This window comes from Paenibacillus sp. An7 (genome assembly GCF_009870785.1).
Lineage (GTDB): Bacteria > Bacillota > Bacilli > Paenibacillales > Paenibacillaceae > Paenibacillus.
In genome coordinates, this window is the sequence record NZ_WTWX01000004.1 from 191,604 (window position 1) to 211,525 (window position 19,922).

Sequence of the window (19,922 nt, forward strand, 5' to 3'; positions counted from 1 at the left end):
CTTTTTATTTGCTGTGTTGTTTTCGGTAGCGCAGGGGAGAGGTGCCCGTCAATTTTTTGAAAGTCTTATTAAAATGATTGATATGCTCAAATCCCGTTTGCTCTGCAATCGACTGTACTTTATCACGTGTTTCAGCAAGTCTTTTCTGAGCTTCGCGGATGCGAACGACTTGTAAATATTCTTTGAAATGGAATCCTGTTAACTTGGAAAAGATTCGGCTTAGATAAGAAGGACTAATATAAAACTGCCGTGCGAGCTGCTCGAGTGTGAGCGGCTGTGCATAATGTTCATTCATATAGTTAGCAATTTCGGATACCTTGGCATGCATGGGATTTCTGTCTTCGATCATGACTTTCTTAGTCTGGTCACTATGAAGATGGCGATCGAGATGGATCAGCAGCTCCGTAAGTAATGAACGAACATAAGCTACATAGTGAAGGGGCTGCTCCCTGCATTCCTTTAGCATTTGCCGCAAAAGGTGTTCAATGAAAGGTTGTTCCTTCAAGGTAAATCTTATAAGAAGGGATTCACGAAAGGGAAGCTCCACTCCAGTACGAGGATTACCCTCTGTAAAGAATTGATGTGAGAAACTGACAAGTACACGCTCGAATTCTGGTACATCCGAACTTGCTGTGGAATGAAAGTCATCTGGATTGACGACCATCATATCACCCTTTCGGGCAGTATAGACGGAACCATTCATAAAATATACTCTTTCCCCATCGAGTAAATAGTAGAGCTCATAATAAGGATGGCTATGAGGTCGCTTCATTGCGGAAACCCCGCTTTTTTTCATCAATTGAATCGAAAAGGCGTGTTCGCCGATGATATGTTTTGGTTCGGTACGATCACTCATGAGGAAATCCCTCCCTAGGAGAATAAGTAGAAGAATGATAAATAACCCGGATTATTCACTCGTAAATTAGAATGATTATACACAATAATGTAAACGTTAACAATAGAGAGGAGAGGTTGATCAAATCATGGATAATAAGCAGATCATTGTTGTTTCCCAGCAAGGAACAGGAGACTTTGTAACGGTACAGGAGGCTGTGGATTCGGTGGGGAATGAACCTGTGGTGATTCAAGTCGAGCCAGGAATCTATAAAGAAAAAATCGTTATCCATAAAAATTTGCCGCCTATCACTTTACTAGGAAAAGATCTGAAAAACACCATTCTTACTTACGATGATAATGCACATACCCTAGGGGATGATGGAAGTCCAATCGGTACTTTTCGAAGTGCCAGTCTGTTTATTTATGCGCCTGACTTCATGATGGAGAATATGACGATTGTAAACAGTTCAGGTCCAGGAACGGGTCAGGCGGTTGCCGCATTTGTAGATGCGGATCGGGCTTTGTTCAGAAATGTGCAGTTTTTGGGGGATCAAGATACGCTGTATACGGGCCCTGGAAGACAATATTATGACCAATGTTATATTGAGGGAGATGTCGATTTTATTTTTGGGCCAGCAACAGCAGTATTTGATCATTGTCATATCCACTGTAAACGAAAAGGCGGGTACATTACCGCTGCATCCACACCGGAGAACGAGGAGCACGGATACATTTTTCTTGATTGCAAGGTTACAGGAGACGCTGGGGTAGAGAAGGTGTATTTGGGGAGACCATGGAGACCTTATGCGAAGGTTACCTGGGTCCGAACAAATATGGATGCGTCCGTTCATCCTTCAGGTTGGCATAATTGGGGTGATCTGGAGAAAGAAAAAACATCCAGATATTCAGAATATGGATCTTATGGGCTCGGCGCAAATGACATGGAGCGGGTGACCTGGGCGCAGCTCATAAGCAAGGAAGAAGCAAGCGAACTCACACCTGATTTTGTCTTGGGAGGTCTAGATCAGTGGCAGCCAGCAAAGCGTTCCGCAAGGGTGTAGGAGGGGAGGCGAATGGATAATCTCGCGATGCGGCTCGTGACACAGTGGATCAAGAACTATCCGATGTTGATTCATTGTACCTGGGTTTCTGATCGTTGGCACTACGAACAAGGTTGCTTGTTGAAAGGAATCCATGATGTTTACATGCATACGGGAGAGAACGACCTGTTGGAATATATACGGACGAATATGGACCGTTATGTAGAGAACGATGGGAATATCCGTACTTACCGGGAGCAGGATTACAATTTGGATCAAATCAATAACGGTAAGATGCAGCTTCAGCTCTATCGGTATATGGGATTCTGTAGGTCGTGCATCGGTGAAGAATCAGGTTGTTTATGAAAATAAAAGACAGGATCATGGAATTTACTTGAGGTAAAGTTCCAGTGATCCTGTCTTCTTTTGTATTCACGAGTAAAGGAAAATGCAATTTCTTAATGATTCAGTACCTGATCTTTATTTTTGTGAAAGGCAATGGTTACAGAAGTAAGCAATAGGATCACTCCCGTAAATAAAAAACCTCCGATAATACTGAGAGACAGCCATCCTAATACGGAAGACCCAGCGACTACACCTAGAGAGAAGAAGGCGTAAAAGTAACCGTAAGCTTTGCCTCGCAGTTCCGCTGTGGTAGCTCTAATGAGCATGGTATTAATGGATGGGAACAAGAGTGCAAAGCCGATTCCGTATAAACCGAGTACGATGTAAAGGGCGAGTGTCGTTGTTGATTGGCTAATCAGCATTTGACTAATTCCAAGCAGGCCCATTCCAAGTGCCATCGTTACCGATGGAGCAACACGATCGAAAATACGATTCGTAGGAAGTACAAACATTAGAACAGCAATAATCCCGAACGTACTAAGCAGCGTGCCGCTTAATCTCGAATCATATCCAAGCGTTTGAACATGCAGGGGTAGTAAATAAGCAATTACGCCTTGAGAGAACATCAAGAAAAATGCTCCGCAATAGGCTTTTATGACCCCTATATTAAAGAACGATCCAGCAGATGTGTGGACGTTAACCTCTTTTTCTGTCTTAGACACTTTATATTTACGAAGAAAGATAGCAGATAATACGGTTAAAATTAATCCCAGTACGGCTATACAAGTAAAAACGAAAGGTACTGAGGTTTTACTTGCCATAATTCCGCTGAAAGCAGGTCCGATAATCGCAGCTAGCCCTACAAAAGTACCGGTGAATGCAACTTTTTTACCTTGTTCATTATTGATCGTTGTATTTGCGGAGAAGGTGAACGCAGCAGGAACAATGAGTCCAGCCACAAAACCATGAAAAATACGTACAATGATCAGAAACGCAGGTGATTCGACAAAATAATATAACAGCAATGTACAGCTTGTTAATACTAAACCGGCCATAAGCAACTTGAAAGGTCCGATCTTATCGGTCAGAATACCAGATAAGACATTGCCCGCCGTATTGGTTAATGAATATAGTCCTACCACAAAGCCTACAATAAATGTGCTTGCCCCAACGGAAGCTGCAAATGTGCTCATAACGGGCAGTTGTGCAAATAAATCGATAAAAGAGAAGAACACAATACTATATACAATCAGGGCAGGATTAAAAGGTTTCATCTTGTATTTAGTTACAGCTTTCTTCAGCTTAAAATCAAATACAAAATTGCCAAACGGAATAAAAGCGACAATGAATGCTGCAGCTGACCACCATAAGCTCCAATCGACCCGAATAGCAGCATAAAGGATCGCAAGAGCATATAGGCAGAAGACAGCACCGTGAATACTACCCATGACCGAGACTGCTGCATCGATGCCAAGGGCATACTTCATTGGCATGGCGATACATAACAAGAATAAAAATGAAAAACCGTCTAATAGGCCTGTAATACGCAGAAAATTAATTGGATGTGTACGCAATTCTTTTGCTCCTAATGCAAATTTTGAACATATAAATTCATTCTAACATTCTCATGGACGATAAAAAATGGGATGACAAAGTAAATTATAACGTTATTGTGAAAACTATCGATTTACACCCCAACTTCAAAGGTTGACATCAAAAAATTATTTCTCTATACTGTCAATAATCTTATATATGATATACGTTGAAAGAGCCCAGTAGCAGCTTAGTCCCTGTTCTAGAAAGCCGGGGGTTGATGGAACCCGGTACACACTAAGATCGCGAATTACACTCTGGAGTATCTCGGGTAATGCCGAGCGGAAGTGGCGAACGATACCTCGTGATAAAAGCGGCATAAATGGCACACATGATGTGTGGTGTTCATTATATGCAATCTGGGTGGTACCACGGTTGTTCAATCGTCCCTATGTCTACAATAGACATAGGGACGATTTTTTTTTATATTTGCCGTGCTGGTCTATCTCTAATTATAAGAAAACTTACGAACCTAAAGGAGTGTTATCACTGTGAATATTATTGATGAACTGGAATGGCGTGACGCCATTAATCAACAAACGGATGCGGAAGGTCTTAGAGAATTAACGAACCAAAAGTCAATATCTCTGTACTGCGGTGTAGATCCAACCGGCGATAGTATGCATATTGGTCACTTGATTCCCTTCATGGTACTCAAACGATTCCAACTAGCCGGGCATCGTCCGGTGATTCTGATCGGTGGGGCTACGGGAACCATTGGAGATCCAAGTGGGCGTCAATCAGAACGTTCACTGCAAACACTCGAAGAAGTACAAGCGAACGTGGATGCACTCACGAATCAAATGAAAAAACTGTTTATTACAGAAGGCGATAACCAAATCCGCATGGTTAATAACTATGACTGGACCCATAAGATTAATGTCATTGAATTCTTGCGCGACTATGGTAAGAACTTTAGCCTCAATTCCATGCTTGCTAAGGATGTTGTAGCAAGCAGACTCGAAAGTGGGATTTCCTTTACCGAGTTTTCTTACCAAATTCTGCAGTCTCTGGACTTCTTGCATTTGTACCAAAACGAAGATGTTCAGCTGCAAATCGGCGGTTCAGACCAGTGGGGTAACATTACAAGTGGTCTGGATCTAATTCGGAAAAAAGAAGGAGCAGAAGCAAAAGCGTTCGGTCTAACAATTCCCCTGATGCTGAAAGCAGATGGAACGAAATTCGGTAAATCAGCGGGTGGTTCGATCTGGCTCGATCCGAAGAAAACAACTCCATTTGAGTTCTACCAATTCTGGGCTAATACGGATGATCGCGATGTTGTGAAATACTTGAAGTACTTTACCTTCCTATCCAAAGAAGAAATTGACGAGCTGGCTGAAAAAGTACAGACAGAACCGCACAAGCGGGCAGCTCAGAAGAAGCTTGCTGAAGAAATGACAAGATTTGTACACGGCGAAGAAATGCTTGAGCAAGCGCTTCGTATTACAGCAGCACTCTTTAGCGGCGATATTAAATCCCTTACGGCAGATGAAATTGAGCAAGGGTTTAAAGAAATGCCAACCTTTGAAGCAACGAATGAATCGAAAAATATCGTAGACTGGCTTGTTGATCTGGGAATTGAACCATCTAAGCGTCAAGCGCGCGAAGATATTACAAAAGGTGCAATTTCGATGAATGGTGAGCGAGTTACGGATGTGAACTTTGAAGTGACAGCAAGTGAAGCCATTGGCGGTCGGTTTATCATTATCCGTAAAGGTAAGAAAAACTACAGCTTGGTGAAAATGTCTTAGTAGACAGTTAAACCACAGCAAGGCTGCAGCATTTCTGCACTAGGTAACTAGTTCATTTTCATTACAATCATAAACTGCGGGACACTTTTACGTGTTCCGCGGTTTTATAACATCTAACTAGGTAGATCTGCCGATTCAATTTATGATCTAGGTAAGAAAATAATAGATTAATATTGCAAAATTAAATTTCATATGTTAATATAGACACATTGATTGATTTTACATGAAAACATCATGGGTTCTTAGCTCAGTTGGTAGAGCAGTTGACTCTTAATCAATAGGTCGAGGGTTCGAGTCCCTCAGAACCCATCCTACTTAAAGATGGCCGAGTATTCGTCGTCTCAGACTGTAGATAAACTAGTTTAAATTACTAGTTTATCTACAGTCTTTTTTTATTTTTATATGTATTCAGTGCTCATTTTATACTTGCGAACATTCCTTATTTCCTTCTAATGACTAGGTGATAAGGTGAAGGATCTAGCTGAATTTAGGGTAAAGGAGATAGAGAACGAATTTATCTGCTTTACAATAAATACGGATAGGTGGTGTTGTCATGACAGTCATTCATGGAAATCAATTTATGGAACTTACTTTCCTTGAGAAACATATTTTAGATACCGTTGATTTTTATGCTGAGCATACAGAAGACGAAATAGGAGGAGGTTATTTTAACACTTATATGGATGATGGAACGGTGTCCGATTCCGAGATCAGACCGCTCGTAGGTACAGCTCGTTTAATTTACATTTATAGTTCTGCAGCTATTTTAACGGGGTCGAATAAATACCGTGATTTGGCGAAGCGTGGTTTAAACTACTTAGAAGAAATACATCGTGATAAAGAATATGGCGGATATTATTGGAAAGTGAAAGGGCACAGAGTAGAGGATAACAGGAAAATGGCATATGGACATGCTTTTGCTCTTTTAGCTGCTGCTTCTGCTTATAAGGCGGATATTGTCGAAGCAAAACCGATGATAGAGTATATATACGAAATACTTGAAGAACACTTTTGGCGTGAGGAAGACGGACTTTATGTGGATGAAATAACGGCAGATTGGTCGCTAACGTCTTCCTATCGCGGACAGAATGCAAACATGCATCTGTGTGAAGCAATGATGGCAGCTTTTGAAGCCACAGGGGACGGTAAATATGATGAACGAGCTAGAACATTAGCACATTCGGTGATGTTTAAGTTGCTTCCTCAGTCCGGTACAGAAATGTTATGGGAGCACTACGATGAGAACTGGAAGATTGACTGGAATTATGAAAAAGGAAATACAAAAAATGAATTCCGTCCCTATGGATTTGTGGTTGGACACTCGATAGAGTGGAGTAAACTGTTGCAACTGCTAGATCGACATCAGCCAGAAGAGTGGCTGTTTCCAAGAGCAGAAGCTCTTTTTAGGCATGCAACAAATAAGGGAGTGGATCGAAAATATGGAGGCATTGTATACGCCATTTCTCCCGATAACAAGTCCGTTATTGATAATGATAAACTGTACTGGGTACAGACAGAGGCTCTAGGAGCTGCTGCTTTATTTGCAGCGAGAACGGACTCAGCGGAATATAAAGAGTTTTATATTTCTTTATTTGACTACTGCTTTACGCATTTTGTCGATCATGAGCATGGGGGATGGTATGAGCAGCTTGATCGTCGGAACGCTTTGTATAGTACCTTGAAAAGTCCATCACCTAAGGCGGATTACCATCCGGTTACAAATGCCATGACTGCTATGCTCGCATTTGGAGGCGCAGCAATGAAATCCAAACTAAAGATGTAAGCGTAATGTAAAGAATTAAAGCTACATCTGTTCTTCTAATTTGTCTACGTACAATTTAGCAGTCATAAGATCCATATTTTTCGCTTCTCTGAGTTTTTTGATAGCAGCTATTTTCTGACCTTTTTGGATCATGAATTGAAGCTGTTTATCAATTGCAGTCCCCTTTATTTCTTCAGATGTCGTGTTAAAAGAGGCAGCTTGACCTTGATTCCGATCAGAAACAGAGGAGTAGGGAGTAAAATCCGCTCGAGCTGTTTGATTCCTGATAAGATCAAGTTCAAGCTGAATTTCTTTAATTTGGCGTTTTACTTTCATTACGATAAGCAGCAGGATACAAGATAAAATAACCGCAAGTGTGGCAATGAGTTCAAAGGGTTCCATCTTCTCTCTGGTTCTCCTTTCTTTTGTATTAATGGATAATTCATGACTTGAAGGAGATTTCTTATAAGAGAGTATATCATATAGGTTGGATGCAGGTTAGGAAATAATGACAGTTGGCTCGACGACAGTCAGCTGATTGGCTGCTGTATTCAGATTTACAACGGCTCCAATAGGAAGTGCGGCTTTGTAAATACCATGTGCTGTTGTTACATTCGTCATTAAGGGTTTACCTAAGGGTACAATCACGTCTTCAATCAGTTGCTGATAGGATACACCGTAAGCTTCCAGGCAACCTGTACATTCACCCATAATGATCCCCGCGCACTCTTCGAGTTTACCCGCCAGCTGAAGATGATTTAAATAACGATATACCGTATTCGTTGGCTCATGCGTCTCTTCCAGTACGAGAATTTTGTTCCTGATATCAATCTCATAAGGGGTACCGAGTGTATCAACAAAAGAAGTGAGATTTCCTCCGACAAGCGGACCTGTCACATTTCCCGGGATGCGGCTTATCATTGGAATACTTGGAGGGTTAGAGATACGGCGAGTAGGGGTAGGAATGGAAGTGGCTGTGAAGAACTGTTCAAAGTTATAAGCAGGGGTCTGGAGAGTGAAGTCAATTAACATTAAGCTTTGAAGTGTAATCAGATCAGCATATTGATAAAGAGCGTTCAGCAGAATGGTAATATCGCTGTATCCTGATATCAGTTTCGGGTTGTTACGTATGATATCAAAATCAAGATAAGGAAGGATTCCTGCGACCCCCGTTCCTCCCCGAGTGGGAAGAATCAATCTGACCTCATCATTTTGAAACATTGCCATTAGATCTGCCGCTCGGTCTTCATCTGTACCCGCTAGAAAGCCATCTTGCTCATATACATGTTCACCCACGATCGTGTTCAGCCCTGTAGATCTCAAAACCGCAATTCGCGCATCAATTGTTGCACGGTTTAGCGGACTCCCTAGTGTGACAATTCCAACGGTATCTCCTCTACGCAGAATCGGCGGTGCAATAGCCATAGATACTTCACCCCATTTACAGATAATTACGAACCTAAATACTTATTGAATATGTTGATACATAGTAAAACATACCGAAATTAGCGATAAAAACGAATCTTACTACTGGTATAATGAGGATAGAAATTTTCACCTGAGAAAGAGGGATGGTATGGCGACACTTACCCAACTTAAATATGTTATTGAGGTAGCCAATCGAGGTTCGATGAACGAAGCAGCTAAACGACTTTTTATATCACAGCCGAGTTTATCCAAGGCAATTCGAGATCTGGAAGAAGATATCGGCATTACTATTTTCGAACGTACCAATAAAGGGATCTCGCTTTCAATGGAAGGCGTTGAATTTATGGGATATGCAAGACAGGTCGCTGAACAAGCAGAACTTCTTGAGAGTCGGTATATGAACGCTAAACCTTCGCCGCAACATTTTGCCGTATCCACGCAGCACTACGCTTTTGCTGTGAATGCTTTTGTTAAGCTGGTTCAGCAGTATGGGCAGGAGGAATATGAACTTGCACTCAGAGAAACCAAGACACATGAAATCATCGAAGATGTAAAAACGCTGCGCAGTGAAATTGGAATTCTTTATTTAAATGAATTTAATAGTAAGGTGATGAGTAAATTGCTCGACGCAGCGAACCTGCATTTTCATAGTTTGTTCACAGCGAAGCCACACATCTTTGTCAGTGTGCAGAATCCGCTTGCACGGCAATCGAAGGTTACCATTGAGGATTTAGAAGAGTATCCTTATCTGTCATTTGAACAAGGGGAGTATAATTCGTTTCATTTCTCAGAGGAAATTTTAAGTACGTTATCACATAAAAAAAGCATTCGAGTAAATGACAGAGCGACATTATTTAATCTTTTGATTGGTTTGAACGGGTACACGATTTCAACCGGGGTTTTGAGTGCGGATCTAAATGGCCATGACATTATCCCTGTACCGCTGGATTATCATGAGACTATAAATGTAGGCTGGATCTCTCATAAAAATGCGATGCTTTCAAAGCTAGCACTAGCCTATGTAGAAGCCTTGCAGGAAGCGACACAAAAGTTTGATATAGTCTAAAGTTATAACCAGCTATAGTTTATTGAAGTTACGCTATAACTGATCTTTCATGGTATCTTTCTATTACGAACTTATGAAATACCAATTAAAGGAGATCAGTAATATGAGCCAAATTACAAAAGCAGGTACAGTGAGAAATGTTACTCCCTATCGTTTTGATGTGGTTGGAAGCTTCTTACGCCCCGAAGTGTTAAAACAAGCAAGAGCTAAATTTCTAGCAGGAGAAATCACTGAGGCAGAATTAACCAAAGTGGAAGATCAGGAGATTATTCGCCTCGTTGAAAAACAAAAAGAAGTGGGCTTAAAGGCAGTAACAGACGGAGAATTCCGCCGTTCTTGGTGGCATCTTGATTTCATGTGGGGACTCGATGGAGTAGAGAAAGCAAGCGATGTTAAGGGCTATCCATTCCAAGGGGAAACTACAAGAGGAGAAACAGCACGTCTTGTGGGTAAAATCGGATTTTCTTCTTCTCATCCATTTGTTGCTCATTATCAGTTCTTGAAAGAAGCAGCAGGCGATGATGTGGTAGCTCGTCAAACGATTCCTGCACCGGCACAGTTCCTCTCTGAGCTTTATCGTCCAGAGAATAAAGCTGCTATAGATCAGTTCTACAGCAGTGAAGAAGAACTTGTAAAAGACATTGCTAAAGCTTATTATGATGCCATTCTTGCCTTTTATGAAGCAGGTTGCCGCAGTATTCAGCTTGATGACTGCACATGGGGAATGCTGTGTGATAAAAACTATCTAGAAGCAAAACAGCAAGCAGGCGTGAACGTTGCTGACACGGCTAAGCTGTATGCAAGGCTCAATGAGCTGGCAGTATCCTCTTTGCCATCTGATCTTATCGTTACAACACATGTATGCCGTGGTAATTATCATTCCACATGGGCCTCTTCAGGCGGATATGAACCGATCGCTGAAACTTTGCTTGGAATTGATAACATTTCAGGTTACTACCTTGAGTTTGATACGGACCGTGCGGGAGATTTCAAACCTCTTCGTTTTTTGAAAGAAGATCAACAAGTGGTACTTGGTCTATTCTCATCTAAGATTGGGGAGCTGGAGAGCAAGGAAGAAATTATCAAACGTATTGAAGAAGCAACGGAGTATGTTGATATTAATCGAATTTGCCTTAGTCCTCAGTGCGGATTTGCTTCGACAGAAGAAGGAAATATCCTAACAGAAGAACAACAATGGAACAAACTTGCTTTTATTAAAGAAATCGCAGAGCAAATCTGGCAATAAGCCGCATGTTATTATCCCTCTGATGCTACTCGGAAATGAGCTTTCTTAGAAAGACATTGGCATTTAAGAGGGATTTTTTTCTATTTTCACTTACACTTGCTAATCTTAAAAACTACCATTATAATACAGGAATATAGTAAATTATGCGGCCGTGGCGGAATTGGCAGACGCGCACGGTTCAGGTCCGTGTGGGCTAACCCCCGTGGAGGTTCGAGTCCTCTCGGCCGCATCCTACTTAAGAAGGCTCGTCACTTTGCTCTTGCAGCAACTAGTGACGAGCTTTTTTTATTGCACCTGTTTCTACTCCTGTGTTCTTGTGGCTCTTTTTAATAATGCAACAAACGTCCATATATGTCTTGTGTTTCTCCATATTCATTTCTCTCTTCTTGTTTTATATTGAAAGCGTAACAAAAAAACGAAGAATACATTAGAAAACACTGTAATACAGGTGAAACTAAGCTTTAAACGACAGTGAGTCATACGTTACATCCTAACAAGTGAATATTTTTTAATTGCAGCTAAGGAGGAATGAAAAAGTGGACAAAATTACATTTATCGGGGCAGGAAGCATCGTGTTTGCTAAAAATGTGTTAGGTGACTGTATGATGACCCCTGCTTTGCAAGGTTTTGAATTAGCTTTATTTGATATTAATCTAGAGCGACTGACGGACTCGGAGAAAATGCTGACTAATTTGAAAAAAAGCGTTGGTAGCACATGTAGGGTTACGGCCTACACCGATCGTAAGGAAGCACTGAGAGGTGCTAAATATGTGATTAATGCGATTCAAGTTGGCGGGTATGATCCTTGCACGATTACCGATTTTGAAATTCCAAAGAAGTATGGTCTTCGTCAAACGATTGCCGATACCGTTGGCATCGGCGGCATATTCCGTAATCTGCGTACGATTCCAGTAATGATGGATATTGCTGCAGATATGCGGGAAGTATGTCCTGATGCCTTATTTTTGAATTACACGAATCCAATGGCTGTGCTTACGAATGTAATGAATACATACGGAGGAATTAAAACAGTAGGATTATGTCATAGTGTGCAGGTCTGTGTACCTCATATGTTTGCACACCTTGGTATAGATCAAACGGGAGTACAGGCAAAGATCGCGGGAATTAATCATATGGCATGGCTTCTGGAAGTAACGCGGGATGGGGAGGATTTATACCCCGAGATTAAGCGAAGAGCAGCAGAGAAACAGAAGGAATCTCATGGAGATATGGTTCGATACGAGATGATGCTGAAGTTTGGATATTACATCACAGAATCATCAGAGCACAATGCGGAATACCACCCTTACTTTATTAAAAAGAATTATCCGGAACTCATTGAAAGATTCCAAATCCCGCTTGACGAGTACCCGCGTAGGTGTGTAGAACAAATTGCAGGCTGGGAACGTATGCGGGATGAGATCGTAAATAATGCGGAACTGAAACACCAGCGTACTCATGAATATGCTTCCTACATTTTAGAAGCAATTGAAACCGGTAATCCATATAAAATCGGCGGCAATGTAATGAACCACGGTCTTATTACCAATCTTCCGAAAGAAGCTTGTGTAGAAGTACCTTGTCTCGTGGATCGGAGTGGAATAAGTCCAACGTATGTTGGCGATCTGCCTCCGCAGTGTGCAGCGCTTAACCTGACGAATATTAATACACAGCTACTTACCATTGAAGCTGCGATGACAGGCAAGAAAGAACATATTTATCATGCAGCCATGCTCGACCCGCACACAGCAGCAGAGCTTTCGATGGATGATATCATAAGTATGTGCGATGAGTTAATAGAGGCTCATGGAGATTGGCTTCCTAGATATAAATAAGTCATTCTTAGCCAGATAGGAATAAACGAGATAACAAATCTGGTATTTAGAAAAGTATGGGAAGAAAAACAAGACTGTTCAGACATTTAGCCGTGTTAGAGCAGTCTTTTCAGTTGACAATTTGTACGTACATATTACACACTGGAGAGTGAATTCATCTTACAGGAGGCGTTTATAGTCATGGATATGAATGAACGTATAGAAAGATGGAATGAAGAGGCGAGTTATTGTGAATGTGGCTCAGCACATTATAAAGTGAATATTCAGATTTTTATGGAAAAAGGGGCGCTGAATAAGATTGCACCCTATGTGGTGAGTCAAGGTTATAAACAGGTCAGTGTCGTTTACGATGAAAATACAGGAGAGGCTGCGGGAAGAAAAGTTACTGCTCTTCTTGGAGATGCCGGCCTTACCGTAAGTGAAGTACTTTTTAACCCTAATAAGGCAGGAGATGTCATTGCTGACGAAGCATTTATTGTAGAGCTGCTTCTGGCTCTCTCCCATAGCAGTGAGGCGGTTCTTGCCGTAGGATCCGGTACTATTCATGATCTGGTAAGGATCGTATGCTTTAAAATGAAGATTCCGTTCATTTCTGTTCCGTCCGCAGCTTCCGTAGATGGATTTACTTCTGCAGGAGCGCCCCTGGTTATCCGAGGGGTGAAACAAACGTATCAGGCGACAGCACCCCGTGCTATTTTTGTGGATCTAGAAGTTTTGTCTGCGGCTCCCCAGGTACTGACGGCCGCTGGTTTTGGTGATATGCTGGGTAAATTTACTTCACTTGCAGATTGGAAAGTGTCGCGCGATCTCGGCAAAGAACCATTTTGCCCGCTCGCTTATCAATTGACAGAGGAAGCTCTACATCGGTGTGTTCTTCATGTGGATGATATTGCAAAAGGGAGCGAGAAAGGCGTATCGATCTTGATGGATGCCCTTATTGTATCTGGGATTTCGATGCTAATGATTGATCACTCTCGCCCAGCATCAGGAGGAGAACATCATATTTCTCATCGTCTCGAAATGAAATTTATGGAGCAGGGAAGACAACCTATTCTTCATGGAGCAAAGGTAGGGGTAGCTTCTGCGCTGCTAACTGATATCTACCGCGATTTATATCAAGCAGAGAATGTCTCTGCCTTCGGTGCGTATAAAGATTTGCCGCAAAGAGAGCAGATGCAGGGTTGGCTTAGCAAAGTGGGAGGGCCAGCAACACTTGCAGACATGGATGTATCAGAAGCTGAATTTAAAGAGGCAATGGCTAGCGCTCACACCTTGAGACCCCGATATACGGGCTTGACGTATCGAAATGAGAAAGTGGTTCCTAATATGTAATAAATGATTGAACATCTGTAATGCAGACCCTAATTTTTTAAGGAATGTGGTACAAATTGTGCGTACAATTATTAAAAAAGGATGTTCCAAGCCAGAGTATTGCATGATCTGCCTTGGAACATCCTTATGTATTCAGTCTATGAATTTTGTTTTAATATGGCATCCGCAAATAAAATGGATTTTGGAATTTTAAAAAATTGCTCTGCCTGCTCTTGGAATGCCGGTGAAGGCAACGTTCCTTGATGAAGCCATTTGCGGAAGGTTCCTGGATGTACGCCGATCCAGTGACTTACGTCCGTTACGGACAAATCATGTACCATACAGAGCCCCGTAAGAATGCGATTGCTCACAGGTGAACGGGTCACTGTCCGTTTCATAAACCGAGAAGCTTCGGGCTGACAAATGACAGGACTTGTACGAATTACTTCTTCATTGAACAAAATGTGGCGCGGATAACCAAGCAACTGACATACCTTTTCGAGATTGGTATTTCCAGGAATACGACCTTCATATACCCATGCGCTTACACTGCGGGAAGATATGGATAAATCTTCTGCTAATTGAGACAATTTAATGTCATTAGCCATGAGAACAGCAAGCAAAATTCGATTGCGGACTTGACAGCGAGTCGGTCTGCGGAAACGCTTAACGCGGACGCCTTTTCCTAGATATTTGCGGTTGATCAGAGACCAGGCCTGGATTGAGTGTTGATCTTGTTGTTTAGGCATATTTCCTCCGATTTTTTAATCAAATACTACAACAAGTAATGTTCACTTTCAAGTATACTGTTAACAGCGTATACATGACCTTTTTATATGTGATAAGTCCTTGTTAGGTGAATAATGCACTATTTTTCGATCCATATAATGTATATTATATCTATTTTATAGGATGTTTTTATGCGTTTTTTTTATTTCACCCATAAAAAATAGGTCTAAAATACTAATTTTATCTTTCGTAAAAACCATATTTATTTTCTTGTTCTATACTAAGTAGTTGAAAGCACTGTCAAATTTTATCTATTTTCATAGATTAATAGGAAGGAGGAAAGAAGGGGGGCTGAAAGTGAACCCAGCACTGATTAATGTAGGTTTCGTAGGAATGTTGTTTACGTATGCGTTTGGGGGCTGGTCTGAAGTCTTGATTTTCTTGTGTATTGCTATGGCCGTAGACTATATAACAGGTGTAGTAGCTGCAATCAGAACAGGAAATAAACTGAACAGTGAAATCGGTCATTGGGGACTGTGTCGTAAAGGGTTAATCCTGCTTGTAATTCTCATTGCCAATCAATTAGATCTGTTGATGAATACGGATATGATAAAAGGAGGAGCCATTTATTTTTATTTGGCCAATGAACTGATCTCGATCACTGAAAATTATTCTCGTATTGGTTTTCCTCTCCCGAAAATCTTAAAAAAAGTTATTTGTGTTTTGAAATCGCAGTCAGATGAAGAAGAAAAGAAAGAAAAAGAATCGAATGAAGAGATGACGAGAAAGACGAACACTGTGCAAGATTTAGCAGATAAAGATAGAGAAGCAGAATCGGAAAAAGACTCCAAAAAGTAAATATCGAAGACTTGTTAAAGGACTATCTCTTCGTAGATGGAGCCTTTTTTTATTCTCTTTAGAGAAACGAGGCTGATAATTTTCCAATGTTCGCTTGTTTATGATATATTTTTTGTAACGTATCTAAACAACTGATATATAAGAACTATTTATACACAAAGGAGCCGATATATATGATTAAACACATTGTATTCTTCAAACTAAAAGATCGTTCAGAGGAAGGAATTCAGCGTACGGCTGAAATTCTTCGCAGCATGGATGGAAAGATAGAATTTGTAAGATCTTTGGAAATTGGCGTAGATGTCCTAAAAACAGAGCGTTCTTTTGACATATCCCTAACGGCAGTAGTTGATTCCCTAGAGGATCTAGAGGCTTATCAAGTTCATCCTGTTCACCAAGAAATTATCAAACATATGAGTGAAGTCAAAGACTCTGCTGTTGCAGTGGATTACGAAGTGTAAGACCATATCTTAACAAGTAGAGAGAGGGAACTTACAAGTGGGCGATTTAAAAGATGTAATGGAAACCATGTTTATACTGATCGTCATTTTAATCGCATGTCCTGTCATGCTCATCTGGTTAAAGCGGAAAAACAAACGTAACCGACAACATACGAAACGGATGTGACTTCGATGTACTACGTAAATATAGATCAAATCAATTTGCGCCTTAACAGTGTTCCTGAAATTACAGCTGCACTTAGGGAAGTTTCTTCTAATTGGGATGGAAGCCTGCTTTACGGCATGGTTCAGGAAAGAGCACTTCATCTGGCTATAGAGACGGTGACAGACATTGGAAGTTACCTCATTGATGGTTTTATTCTTCGCGATGCGAGCAGTTATGAAGATATTGTTGAAATTGTTCATGAAGCAGGAGCTTTTGACGAAGAGAGTTACCGTTTATTTATGAAGCTTGTATCTCTTCGTAAACCGCTCGTTCAGGATTATTATGCCTGGGATCGGACAAGTCTTCATGAGATGACAGTACAGCTACCTGCTGTATTGGACCGTTTTGGAGAGCAGGTTCGTGCATATCTTGAGCTTGAACTTGGACCGTTTCAGAAAGCCAGAAGCTAATAAAAAGGTATCCAAGAATTATTAACGTTAGTAAAAGCAGTACCTTTCTTCAGGAGGAATCGTCATGTCAGTTTCACAAAATACAGATCAAAAACAGAATTCAGGGTTTCACCCAGTATATATGGTCGAGCTATTGTTTAAAGAACGTCCTGTATTTCGTGAGGAAAAATTAATGGAAGTGATGCGGCGAATAACCGGGAATGCCCGCGTGCTTAAGAAACGTTTAAAAGATGGAGCGGCAGTCCCTTTGGGAACTTCACCTTCGTCAAGCGGAGTTTCCGAGACAGAAGAGCAGGAACCTCTACTCATTATGCATACAGAGTTCATGGTACCATTTGAGGATGGCACGGTTCCTGCACAGACTTGTATTTTACCGGTCCAAGAAATCACAGACAAAAATCGATTTAAAGGATCATTAGAGCAGTCATGGCACTGGAAAGAAGCTATAGGTGTTATTGGTGAGTGTAAATACCAGCTTCGAATTCATGACTTGTTTACAGCAGCACTGCCTCACAAAGAACGGTTACAGCTCTTTCAGCAGGCACTCCGTGCTGTACTTGAGGTTGCCCCTTGTGACGCGCTTTACTTCTATGGCAGTGACAAGGTTGTTGAACCTGGTGCCTATACGCAGGCTTTGCAGAATGGAGATCATCTCTACGGTGCGATGAATGTTCGTTTGTATCAAGCGGGCGGAACGGAGGCTCGCCGAGAACTCGTGATGGATACGGTGGGGCTTTCTTCACTTGGTGTTCCGGATTTTCAGTGTCACTTCTCGGGTCTCGATCCCGACAAAGTAGCACAAACGCTGTTTGGTGCAGCTTATTATCTATTTGATCAAGGAGATGTTATTCTCGACGGTCAGTTACTGGGTACAGCGGATTCCCAGCGCTGGCGGTGTGAGCATCAGGAATCGATTGTATCGCCTAGAAGGTATGTTATTGATCTCGATCCAGGGGCTCCCTATTACGCTGGTCAAATCGAGCCGTAAGTGGTTTTGAATAAATAATTCTCCGTAAGTGTGTCAAGTCAAGCTCCTCCTGCTTATAATGCGGTAACAAGAGATGGGCATTCGCCCGGATAGCAGGAGGAAGGAATATGATGGAATGGAGTGTGGCTGTTGCTGCGGGAGTGTTTGTTATCCTCTCCGCCTTCATGATTGCGGTGCTTATGAATCTGCGAAGACTCATTAAGCAGTTACAAGGCACCGCCTTACAGATGGAAGAACGAGCGCGTTTATTAACCGTGGAGGCAGTTCAGCTGCTTCAAAGAACGGATCATACGGTGCTCATGATGCAGGAGCATCTCCGTAAGTCAGCTTCTTTTATGGAATCCATGGAAGCAGCGGGAACGGTGATTAAATCGACGACGCAGCAGGTTGATAACATCAGCTCTGCCATTACCCATTCTGTTATGCAGCATGTACAGCATGCTCATGAAGAGAATCAGCAGCGTATGAGTCCATTGTTTCGTTCTCTTGATGCCGGACTGACCTTATGGTCTGCCTGGCAGCGTTTCTCCAAAGCGTCCGGTGATCCGACCCAGGGTGAGAAGGAGTGAGCTTGTCATGAATGAGAAAAACAAAGGTTTGCTATGGGGAACATTAATTGGAAGTATTGCAGGTTCAATTACTGCGCTGCTCTTCGCGCCTAAAGCAGGAACAGAACTGCGTCAAGATATTTCAGATGGTGCAAAGCTGGTTACAGAAAGAAGTCAAGACCTGGCAACTAAAATCACGGATCAAAGTTCTCAGTTTTCTGCTAAAGTTGTGGAGAAGACAGAAGGAATCATTCAAGAATTCCGTTCAATCGGTAAAACAAAACCGGTGTTCGTAACGGTATCATCCCTCAGCAGCGAGGAAGAAGAAGCTAATTTAGAGGAATCTATTCTAGCCGAAATTAATAAAATTAATGAGAGTAAGTAATTTATAACTTAGTTATATACATTAGTTATAACTTAGGATTCCATAAGAATTCATGATTAAGCTGCGTAGCTGAAAAAAGGTCTGTGACTTCTTCCTGCGGTTCATTACTGTAGGAAGAAGTCAGGCCTTTTTGTACTGTGGAATTGTTGAAGGCTTGTGTGAAATGGAGTAAGATGTAGGTACCTTTTTGCCAAGTGAATCATAATGTAAAGGTGAAAAGAAGGGAAATTATTGAAGAAGGAAGCGGTGTGTTCGTGCAACAAGCTATTGCTATATTAGACTCTGGTGTTGGAGGATTGACCGTTGCCAAAGAAATTATGCGACAACTCCCTCGGGAAAAAGTGATTTATTTTGGAGACACTGCCCGTACACCATACGGACCCCGTACGTCCGAAGAAGTAATACATTTTACAGAACAGATTGTTGATTTTTTGGTTCAGTTTGACCCAAAAGTGATTGTGATTGCATGTAATACAGCTACAGCTGCTGCCCTTGAGCATATTAAGAAAAAAGTAGATATTCCGGTTATTGGTGTCATTCATCCTGGGGCTCGTGCAGCGATTAGCGCTACAAAAACAGCGAATATTGGTGTCATTGGCACGGTAGGTACGATTAACAGCGGGGCTTACACCGAAGCATTGAAACAGTTATCTCCTTATGTTCATGTGGAAAGCTTAGCTTGTCCTGCACTCGTTCCACTTGTGGAGCAAGGGGATTTTCGTTCGGAACATGCCAAAAACACGGTAGAAACTTCACTATCACGAATGAAGGAATTACCTATAGATACACTCATTCTGGGATGTACGCATTATCCATTTTTGACGGATTGTATCAAAGAAGTGATGGGACCGGGCGTGAAGCTGATTAGCTCAGCAGATGAAACTGCGAGAGAAACCAGCACGATTTTATATGATAAACGGAAGCTTGCTACGATAGAGGATACGCCCGTTCACCAGTTTTTCTGCAGCGGAGATCCAGAGATGTTCCAAAGCATAGCCCGTTCATGGCTTGGGGAACAGATTAAGAATACTCCTGTTGTATGGCAAGTATCCAAAATGCTGTAACGATAACTTCATTTCATTCGTATAAAAAAGCAACCTCTAGTCTGATATTTTTTGCGGGCT

Annotated in this window: 21 protein-coding genes, 2 tRNA genes and 1 other annotated feature; of the genes, 18 read left to right on the forward strand and 5 right to left on the reverse strand. The window is 41.6% G+C overall.

Translation table 11 applies throughout. The annotated features are described in order from the left end of the window. Window positions 1-4 precede the first annotated feature (4 nt). Window positions 5-856: a helix-turn-helix transcriptional regulator gene (locus tag GQY27_RS07725; protein WP_160032966.1), complete on the reverse strand. Its 852-nt coding sequence runs from the start codon at window positions 854-856 to the stop codon at window positions 5-7. Between the two features lie 127 nt (window positions 857-983). On the opposite strand from GQY27_RS07725, the gene GQY27_RS07730 reads away from it, so the two are divergent. Both GQY27_RS07730 and GQY27_RS07735 read left to right on the forward strand, forming a co-directional pair. Next, entirely contained in the window at window positions 984-1,898 is a 915-nt protein-coding gene (locus GQY27_RS07730) for a pectinesterase family protein (protein ID WP_160032967.1), read from the forward strand. Between the two features lie 12 nt (window positions 1,899-1,910). Next, complete coding sequence (locus tag GQY27_RS07735; RefSeq protein ID WP_160032968.1) at window positions 1,911-2,243, forward strand: glycoside hydrolase family 88 protein; 333 nt, start codon at window positions 1,911-1,913, stop codon at window positions 2,241-2,243. Between the two features lie 92 nt (window positions 2,244-2,335). Here GQY27_RS07735 and GQY27_RS07740 read toward each other — a convergent pair whose 3' ends face one another. Further along, the gene (locus GQY27_RS07740) at window positions 2,336-3,796 is read right to left on the reverse strand and encodes an MFS transporter (protein ID WP_160032969.1); all 1,461 of its coding nucleotides are present in this window, start codon (window positions 3,794-3,796) and stop codon (window positions 2,336-2,338) included. 179 nt (window positions 3,797-3,975) lie between these two features. Next, window positions 3,976-4,209, forward strand: a binding site (T-box leader). A 97-nt stretch (window positions 4,210-4,306) separates the two neighbouring features. Between GQY27_RS07740 and tyrS the strand changes: the two genes are divergently transcribed. The 3 genes from tyrS (at window position 4,307) to GQY27_RS07755 (ending at window position 7,349) form a co-directional block, all read left to right on the forward strand. Beyond that, complete coding sequence (tyrS, locus tag GQY27_RS07745) at window positions 4,307-5,566, forward strand: tyrosine--tRNA ligase (protein ID WP_160032970.1); 1,260 nt, start codon at window positions 4,307-4,309, stop codon at window positions 5,564-5,566. A 236-nt stretch (window positions 5,567-5,802) separates the two neighbouring features. Further along, window positions 5,803-5,875 (forward strand) — tRNA-Lys (locus GQY27_RS07750). A 244-nt stretch (window positions 5,876-6,119) separates the two neighbouring features. Continuing rightward, window positions 6,120-7,349 (forward strand): AGE family epimerase/isomerase, encoded by a 1,230-nt coding sequence (locus GQY27_RS07755; RefSeq protein ID WP_201450702.1) that lies wholly within the window; start codon window positions 6,120-6,122, stop codon window positions 7,347-7,349. Window positions 7,350-7,370: 21 nt separating this feature from the next. On the opposite strand, the gene GQY27_RS07760 is transcribed toward GQY27_RS07755, so the two are convergent. After that, window positions 7,371-7,730 carry a hypothetical protein gene (locus tag GQY27_RS07760; RefSeq protein ID WP_160032971.1) on the reverse strand — a complete coding sequence of 120 codons (360 nt, stop codon included), beginning with the start codon at window positions 7,728-7,730 and terminating at the stop codon, window positions 7,371-7,373. 96 nt (window positions 7,731-7,826) lie between these two features. Next, the gene (locus tag GQY27_RS07765) at window positions 7,827-8,753 is read right to left on the reverse strand and encodes a S66 peptidase family protein (protein ID WP_160032972.1); all 927 of its coding nucleotides are present in this window, start codon (window positions 8,751-8,753) and stop codon (window positions 7,827-7,829) included. 151 nt (window positions 8,754-8,904) lie between these two features. Here GQY27_RS07765 and GQY27_RS07770 point away from each other — a divergent pair, with 151 nt between their 5' ends. The 5 genes from GQY27_RS07770 to GQY27_RS07790 all read left to right on the forward strand — a co-directional run bounded on the left by GQY27_RS07770 (window position 8,905) and on the right by GQY27_RS07790 (window position 14,235). Next, entirely contained in the window at window positions 8,905-9,822 is a 918-nt protein-coding gene (locus GQY27_RS07770; RefSeq protein ID WP_160032973.1) for a LysR family transcriptional regulator, read from the forward strand. Between the two features lie 103 nt (window positions 9,823-9,925). After that, entirely contained in the window at window positions 9,926-11,068 is a 1,143-nt protein-coding gene (locus GQY27_RS07775) for a 5-methyltetrahydropteroyltriglutamate--homocysteine S-methyltransferase (RefSeq protein ID WP_160032974.1), read from the forward strand. 145 nt (window positions 11,069-11,213) lie between these two features. Beyond that, window positions 11,214-11,297 (forward strand) — tRNA-Leu (locus GQY27_RS07780). A 307-nt stretch (window positions 11,298-11,604) separates the two neighbouring features. After that, window positions 11,605-12,903, forward strand: a complete 1,299-nt coding sequence (locus tag GQY27_RS07785) for an alpha-glucosidase/alpha-galactosidase (RefSeq protein WP_160032975.1) — start codon at window positions 11,605-11,607, stop codon at window positions 12,901-12,903. A 180-nt stretch (window positions 12,904-13,083) separates the two neighbouring features. Next, entirely contained in the window at window positions 13,084-14,235 is a 1,152-nt protein-coding gene (locus tag GQY27_RS07790; RefSeq protein WP_160032976.1) for a sn-glycerol-1-phosphate dehydrogenase, read from the forward strand. A 137-nt stretch (window positions 14,236-14,372) separates the two neighbouring features. On the opposite strand, the gene GQY27_RS07795 is transcribed toward GQY27_RS07790, so the two are convergent. After that, window positions 14,373-14,963 carry a helix-turn-helix domain-containing protein gene (locus tag GQY27_RS07795; protein ID WP_160032977.1) on the reverse strand — a complete coding sequence of 197 codons (591 nt, stop codon included), beginning with the start codon at window positions 14,961-14,963 and terminating at the stop codon, window positions 14,373-14,375. Between the two features lie 337 nt (window positions 14,964-15,300). Here GQY27_RS07795 and GQY27_RS07800 point away from each other — a divergent pair, with 337 nt between their 5' ends. The 8 genes from GQY27_RS07800 to racE all read left to right on the forward strand — a co-directional run bounded on the left by GQY27_RS07800 (window position 15,301) and on the right by racE (window position 19,862). After that, the gene (locus GQY27_RS07800) at window positions 15,301-15,801 is read left to right on the forward strand and encodes a phage holin family protein (protein WP_236570528.1); all 501 of its coding nucleotides are present in this window, start codon (window positions 15,301-15,303) and stop codon (window positions 15,799-15,801) included. A 173-nt stretch (window positions 15,802-15,974) separates the two neighbouring features. Then, entirely contained in the window at window positions 15,975-16,262 is a 288-nt protein-coding gene (locus tag GQY27_RS07805) for a Dabb family protein (RefSeq protein ID WP_160032978.1), read from the forward strand. Between the two features lie 37 nt (window positions 16,263-16,299). Then, window positions 16,300-16,428: a hypothetical protein gene (locus tag GQY27_RS21905; protein WP_263621304.1), complete on the forward strand. Its 129-nt coding sequence runs from the start codon at window positions 16,300-16,302 to the stop codon at window positions 16,426-16,428. 5 nt (window positions 16,429-16,433) lie between these two features. Beyond that, window positions 16,434-16,877: a DUF86 domain-containing protein gene (locus GQY27_RS07810; protein ID WP_160032979.1), complete on the forward strand. Its 444-nt coding sequence runs from the start codon at window positions 16,434-16,436 to the stop codon at window positions 16,875-16,877. Between the two features lie 64 nt (window positions 16,878-16,941). Further along, on the forward strand, window positions 16,942-17,865 hold the full coding sequence (locus tag GQY27_RS07815; protein WP_160032980.1) for a DUF4261 domain-containing protein: 924 nt from the start codon (window positions 16,942-16,944) through the stop codon (window positions 17,863-17,865). A gap of 107 nt (window positions 17,866-17,972) precedes the next feature. Continuing rightward, window positions 17,973-18,434: a DUF948 domain-containing protein gene (locus GQY27_RS07820; RefSeq protein ID WP_160032981.1), complete on the forward strand. Its 462-nt coding sequence runs from the start codon at window positions 17,973-17,975 to the stop codon at window positions 18,432-18,434. Between the two features lie 7 nt (window positions 18,435-18,441). Beyond that, window positions 18,442-18,798 carry a YtxH domain-containing protein gene (locus tag GQY27_RS07825; protein ID WP_160032982.1) on the forward strand — a complete coding sequence of 119 codons (357 nt, stop codon included), beginning with the start codon at window positions 18,442-18,444 and terminating at the stop codon, window positions 18,796-18,798. A 254-nt stretch (window positions 18,799-19,052) separates the two neighbouring features. After that, window positions 19,053-19,862: a glutamate racemase gene (gene racE, locus GQY27_RS07830; RefSeq protein WP_160033167.1), complete on the forward strand. Its 810-nt coding sequence runs from the start codon at window positions 19,053-19,055 to the stop codon at window positions 19,860-19,862. Window positions 19,863-19,922: the final 60 nt, after the last annotated feature.

Coding starts and splice junctions, on each gene's coding strand:
- GQY27_RS07725 (WP_160032966.1), bottom strand. CDS start 856: ATGAGTGATCGTACCGAACCAAAACATATCATCGGCGAACACGCCTTT.
- GQY27_RS07730 (WP_160032967.1), top strand. CDS start 984: ATGGATAATAAGCAGATCATTGTTGTTTCCCAGCAAGGAACAGGAGAC.
- GQY27_RS07735 (WP_160032968.1), top strand. CDS start 1,911: ATGGATAATCTCGCGATGCGGCTCGTGACACAGTGGATCAAGAACTAT.
- GQY27_RS07755 (WP_201450702.1), top strand. CDS start 6,120: ATGACAGTCATTCATGGAAATCAATTTATGGAACTTACTTTCCTTGAG.
- GQY27_RS07760 (WP_160032971.1), bottom strand. CDS start 7,730: ATGGAACCCTTTGAACTCATTGCCACACTTGCGGTTATTTTATCTTGT.
- GQY27_RS07765 (WP_160032972.1), bottom strand. CDS start 8,753: ATGGCTATTGCACCGCCGATTCTGCGTAGAGGAGATACCGTTGGAATT.
- GQY27_RS07770 (WP_160032973.1), top strand. CDS start 8,905: ATGGCGACACTTACCCAACTTAAATATGTTATTGAGGTAGCCAATCGA.
- GQY27_RS07775 (WP_160032974.1), top strand. CDS start 9,926: ATGAGCCAAATTACAAAAGCAGGTACAGTGAGAAATGTTACTCCCTAT.
- GQY27_RS07790 (WP_160032976.1), top strand. CDS start 13,084: ATGGATATGAATGAACGTATAGAAAGATGGAATGAAGAGGCGAGTTAT.
- GQY27_RS07795 (WP_160032977.1), bottom strand. CDS start 14,963: ATGCCTAAACAACAAGATCAACACTCAATCCAGGCCTGGTCTCTGATC.
- GQY27_RS07805 (WP_160032978.1), top strand. CDS start 15,975: ATGATTAAACACATTGTATTCTTCAAACTAAAAGATCGTTCAGAGGAA.
- GQY27_RS07810 (WP_160032979.1), top strand. CDS start 16,434: ATGTACTACGTAAATATAGATCAAATCAATTTGCGCCTTAACAGTGTT.
- GQY27_RS07815 (WP_160032980.1), top strand. CDS start 16,942: ATGTCAGTTTCACAAAATACAGATCAAAAACAGAATTCAGGGTTTCAC.
- GQY27_RS07820 (WP_160032981.1), top strand. CDS start 17,973: ATGATGGAATGGAGTGTGGCTGTTGCTGCGGGAGTGTTTGTTATCCTC.
- GQY27_RS07825 (WP_160032982.1), top strand. CDS start 18,442: ATGAATGAGAAAAACAAAGGTTTGCTATGGGGAACATTAATTGGAAGT.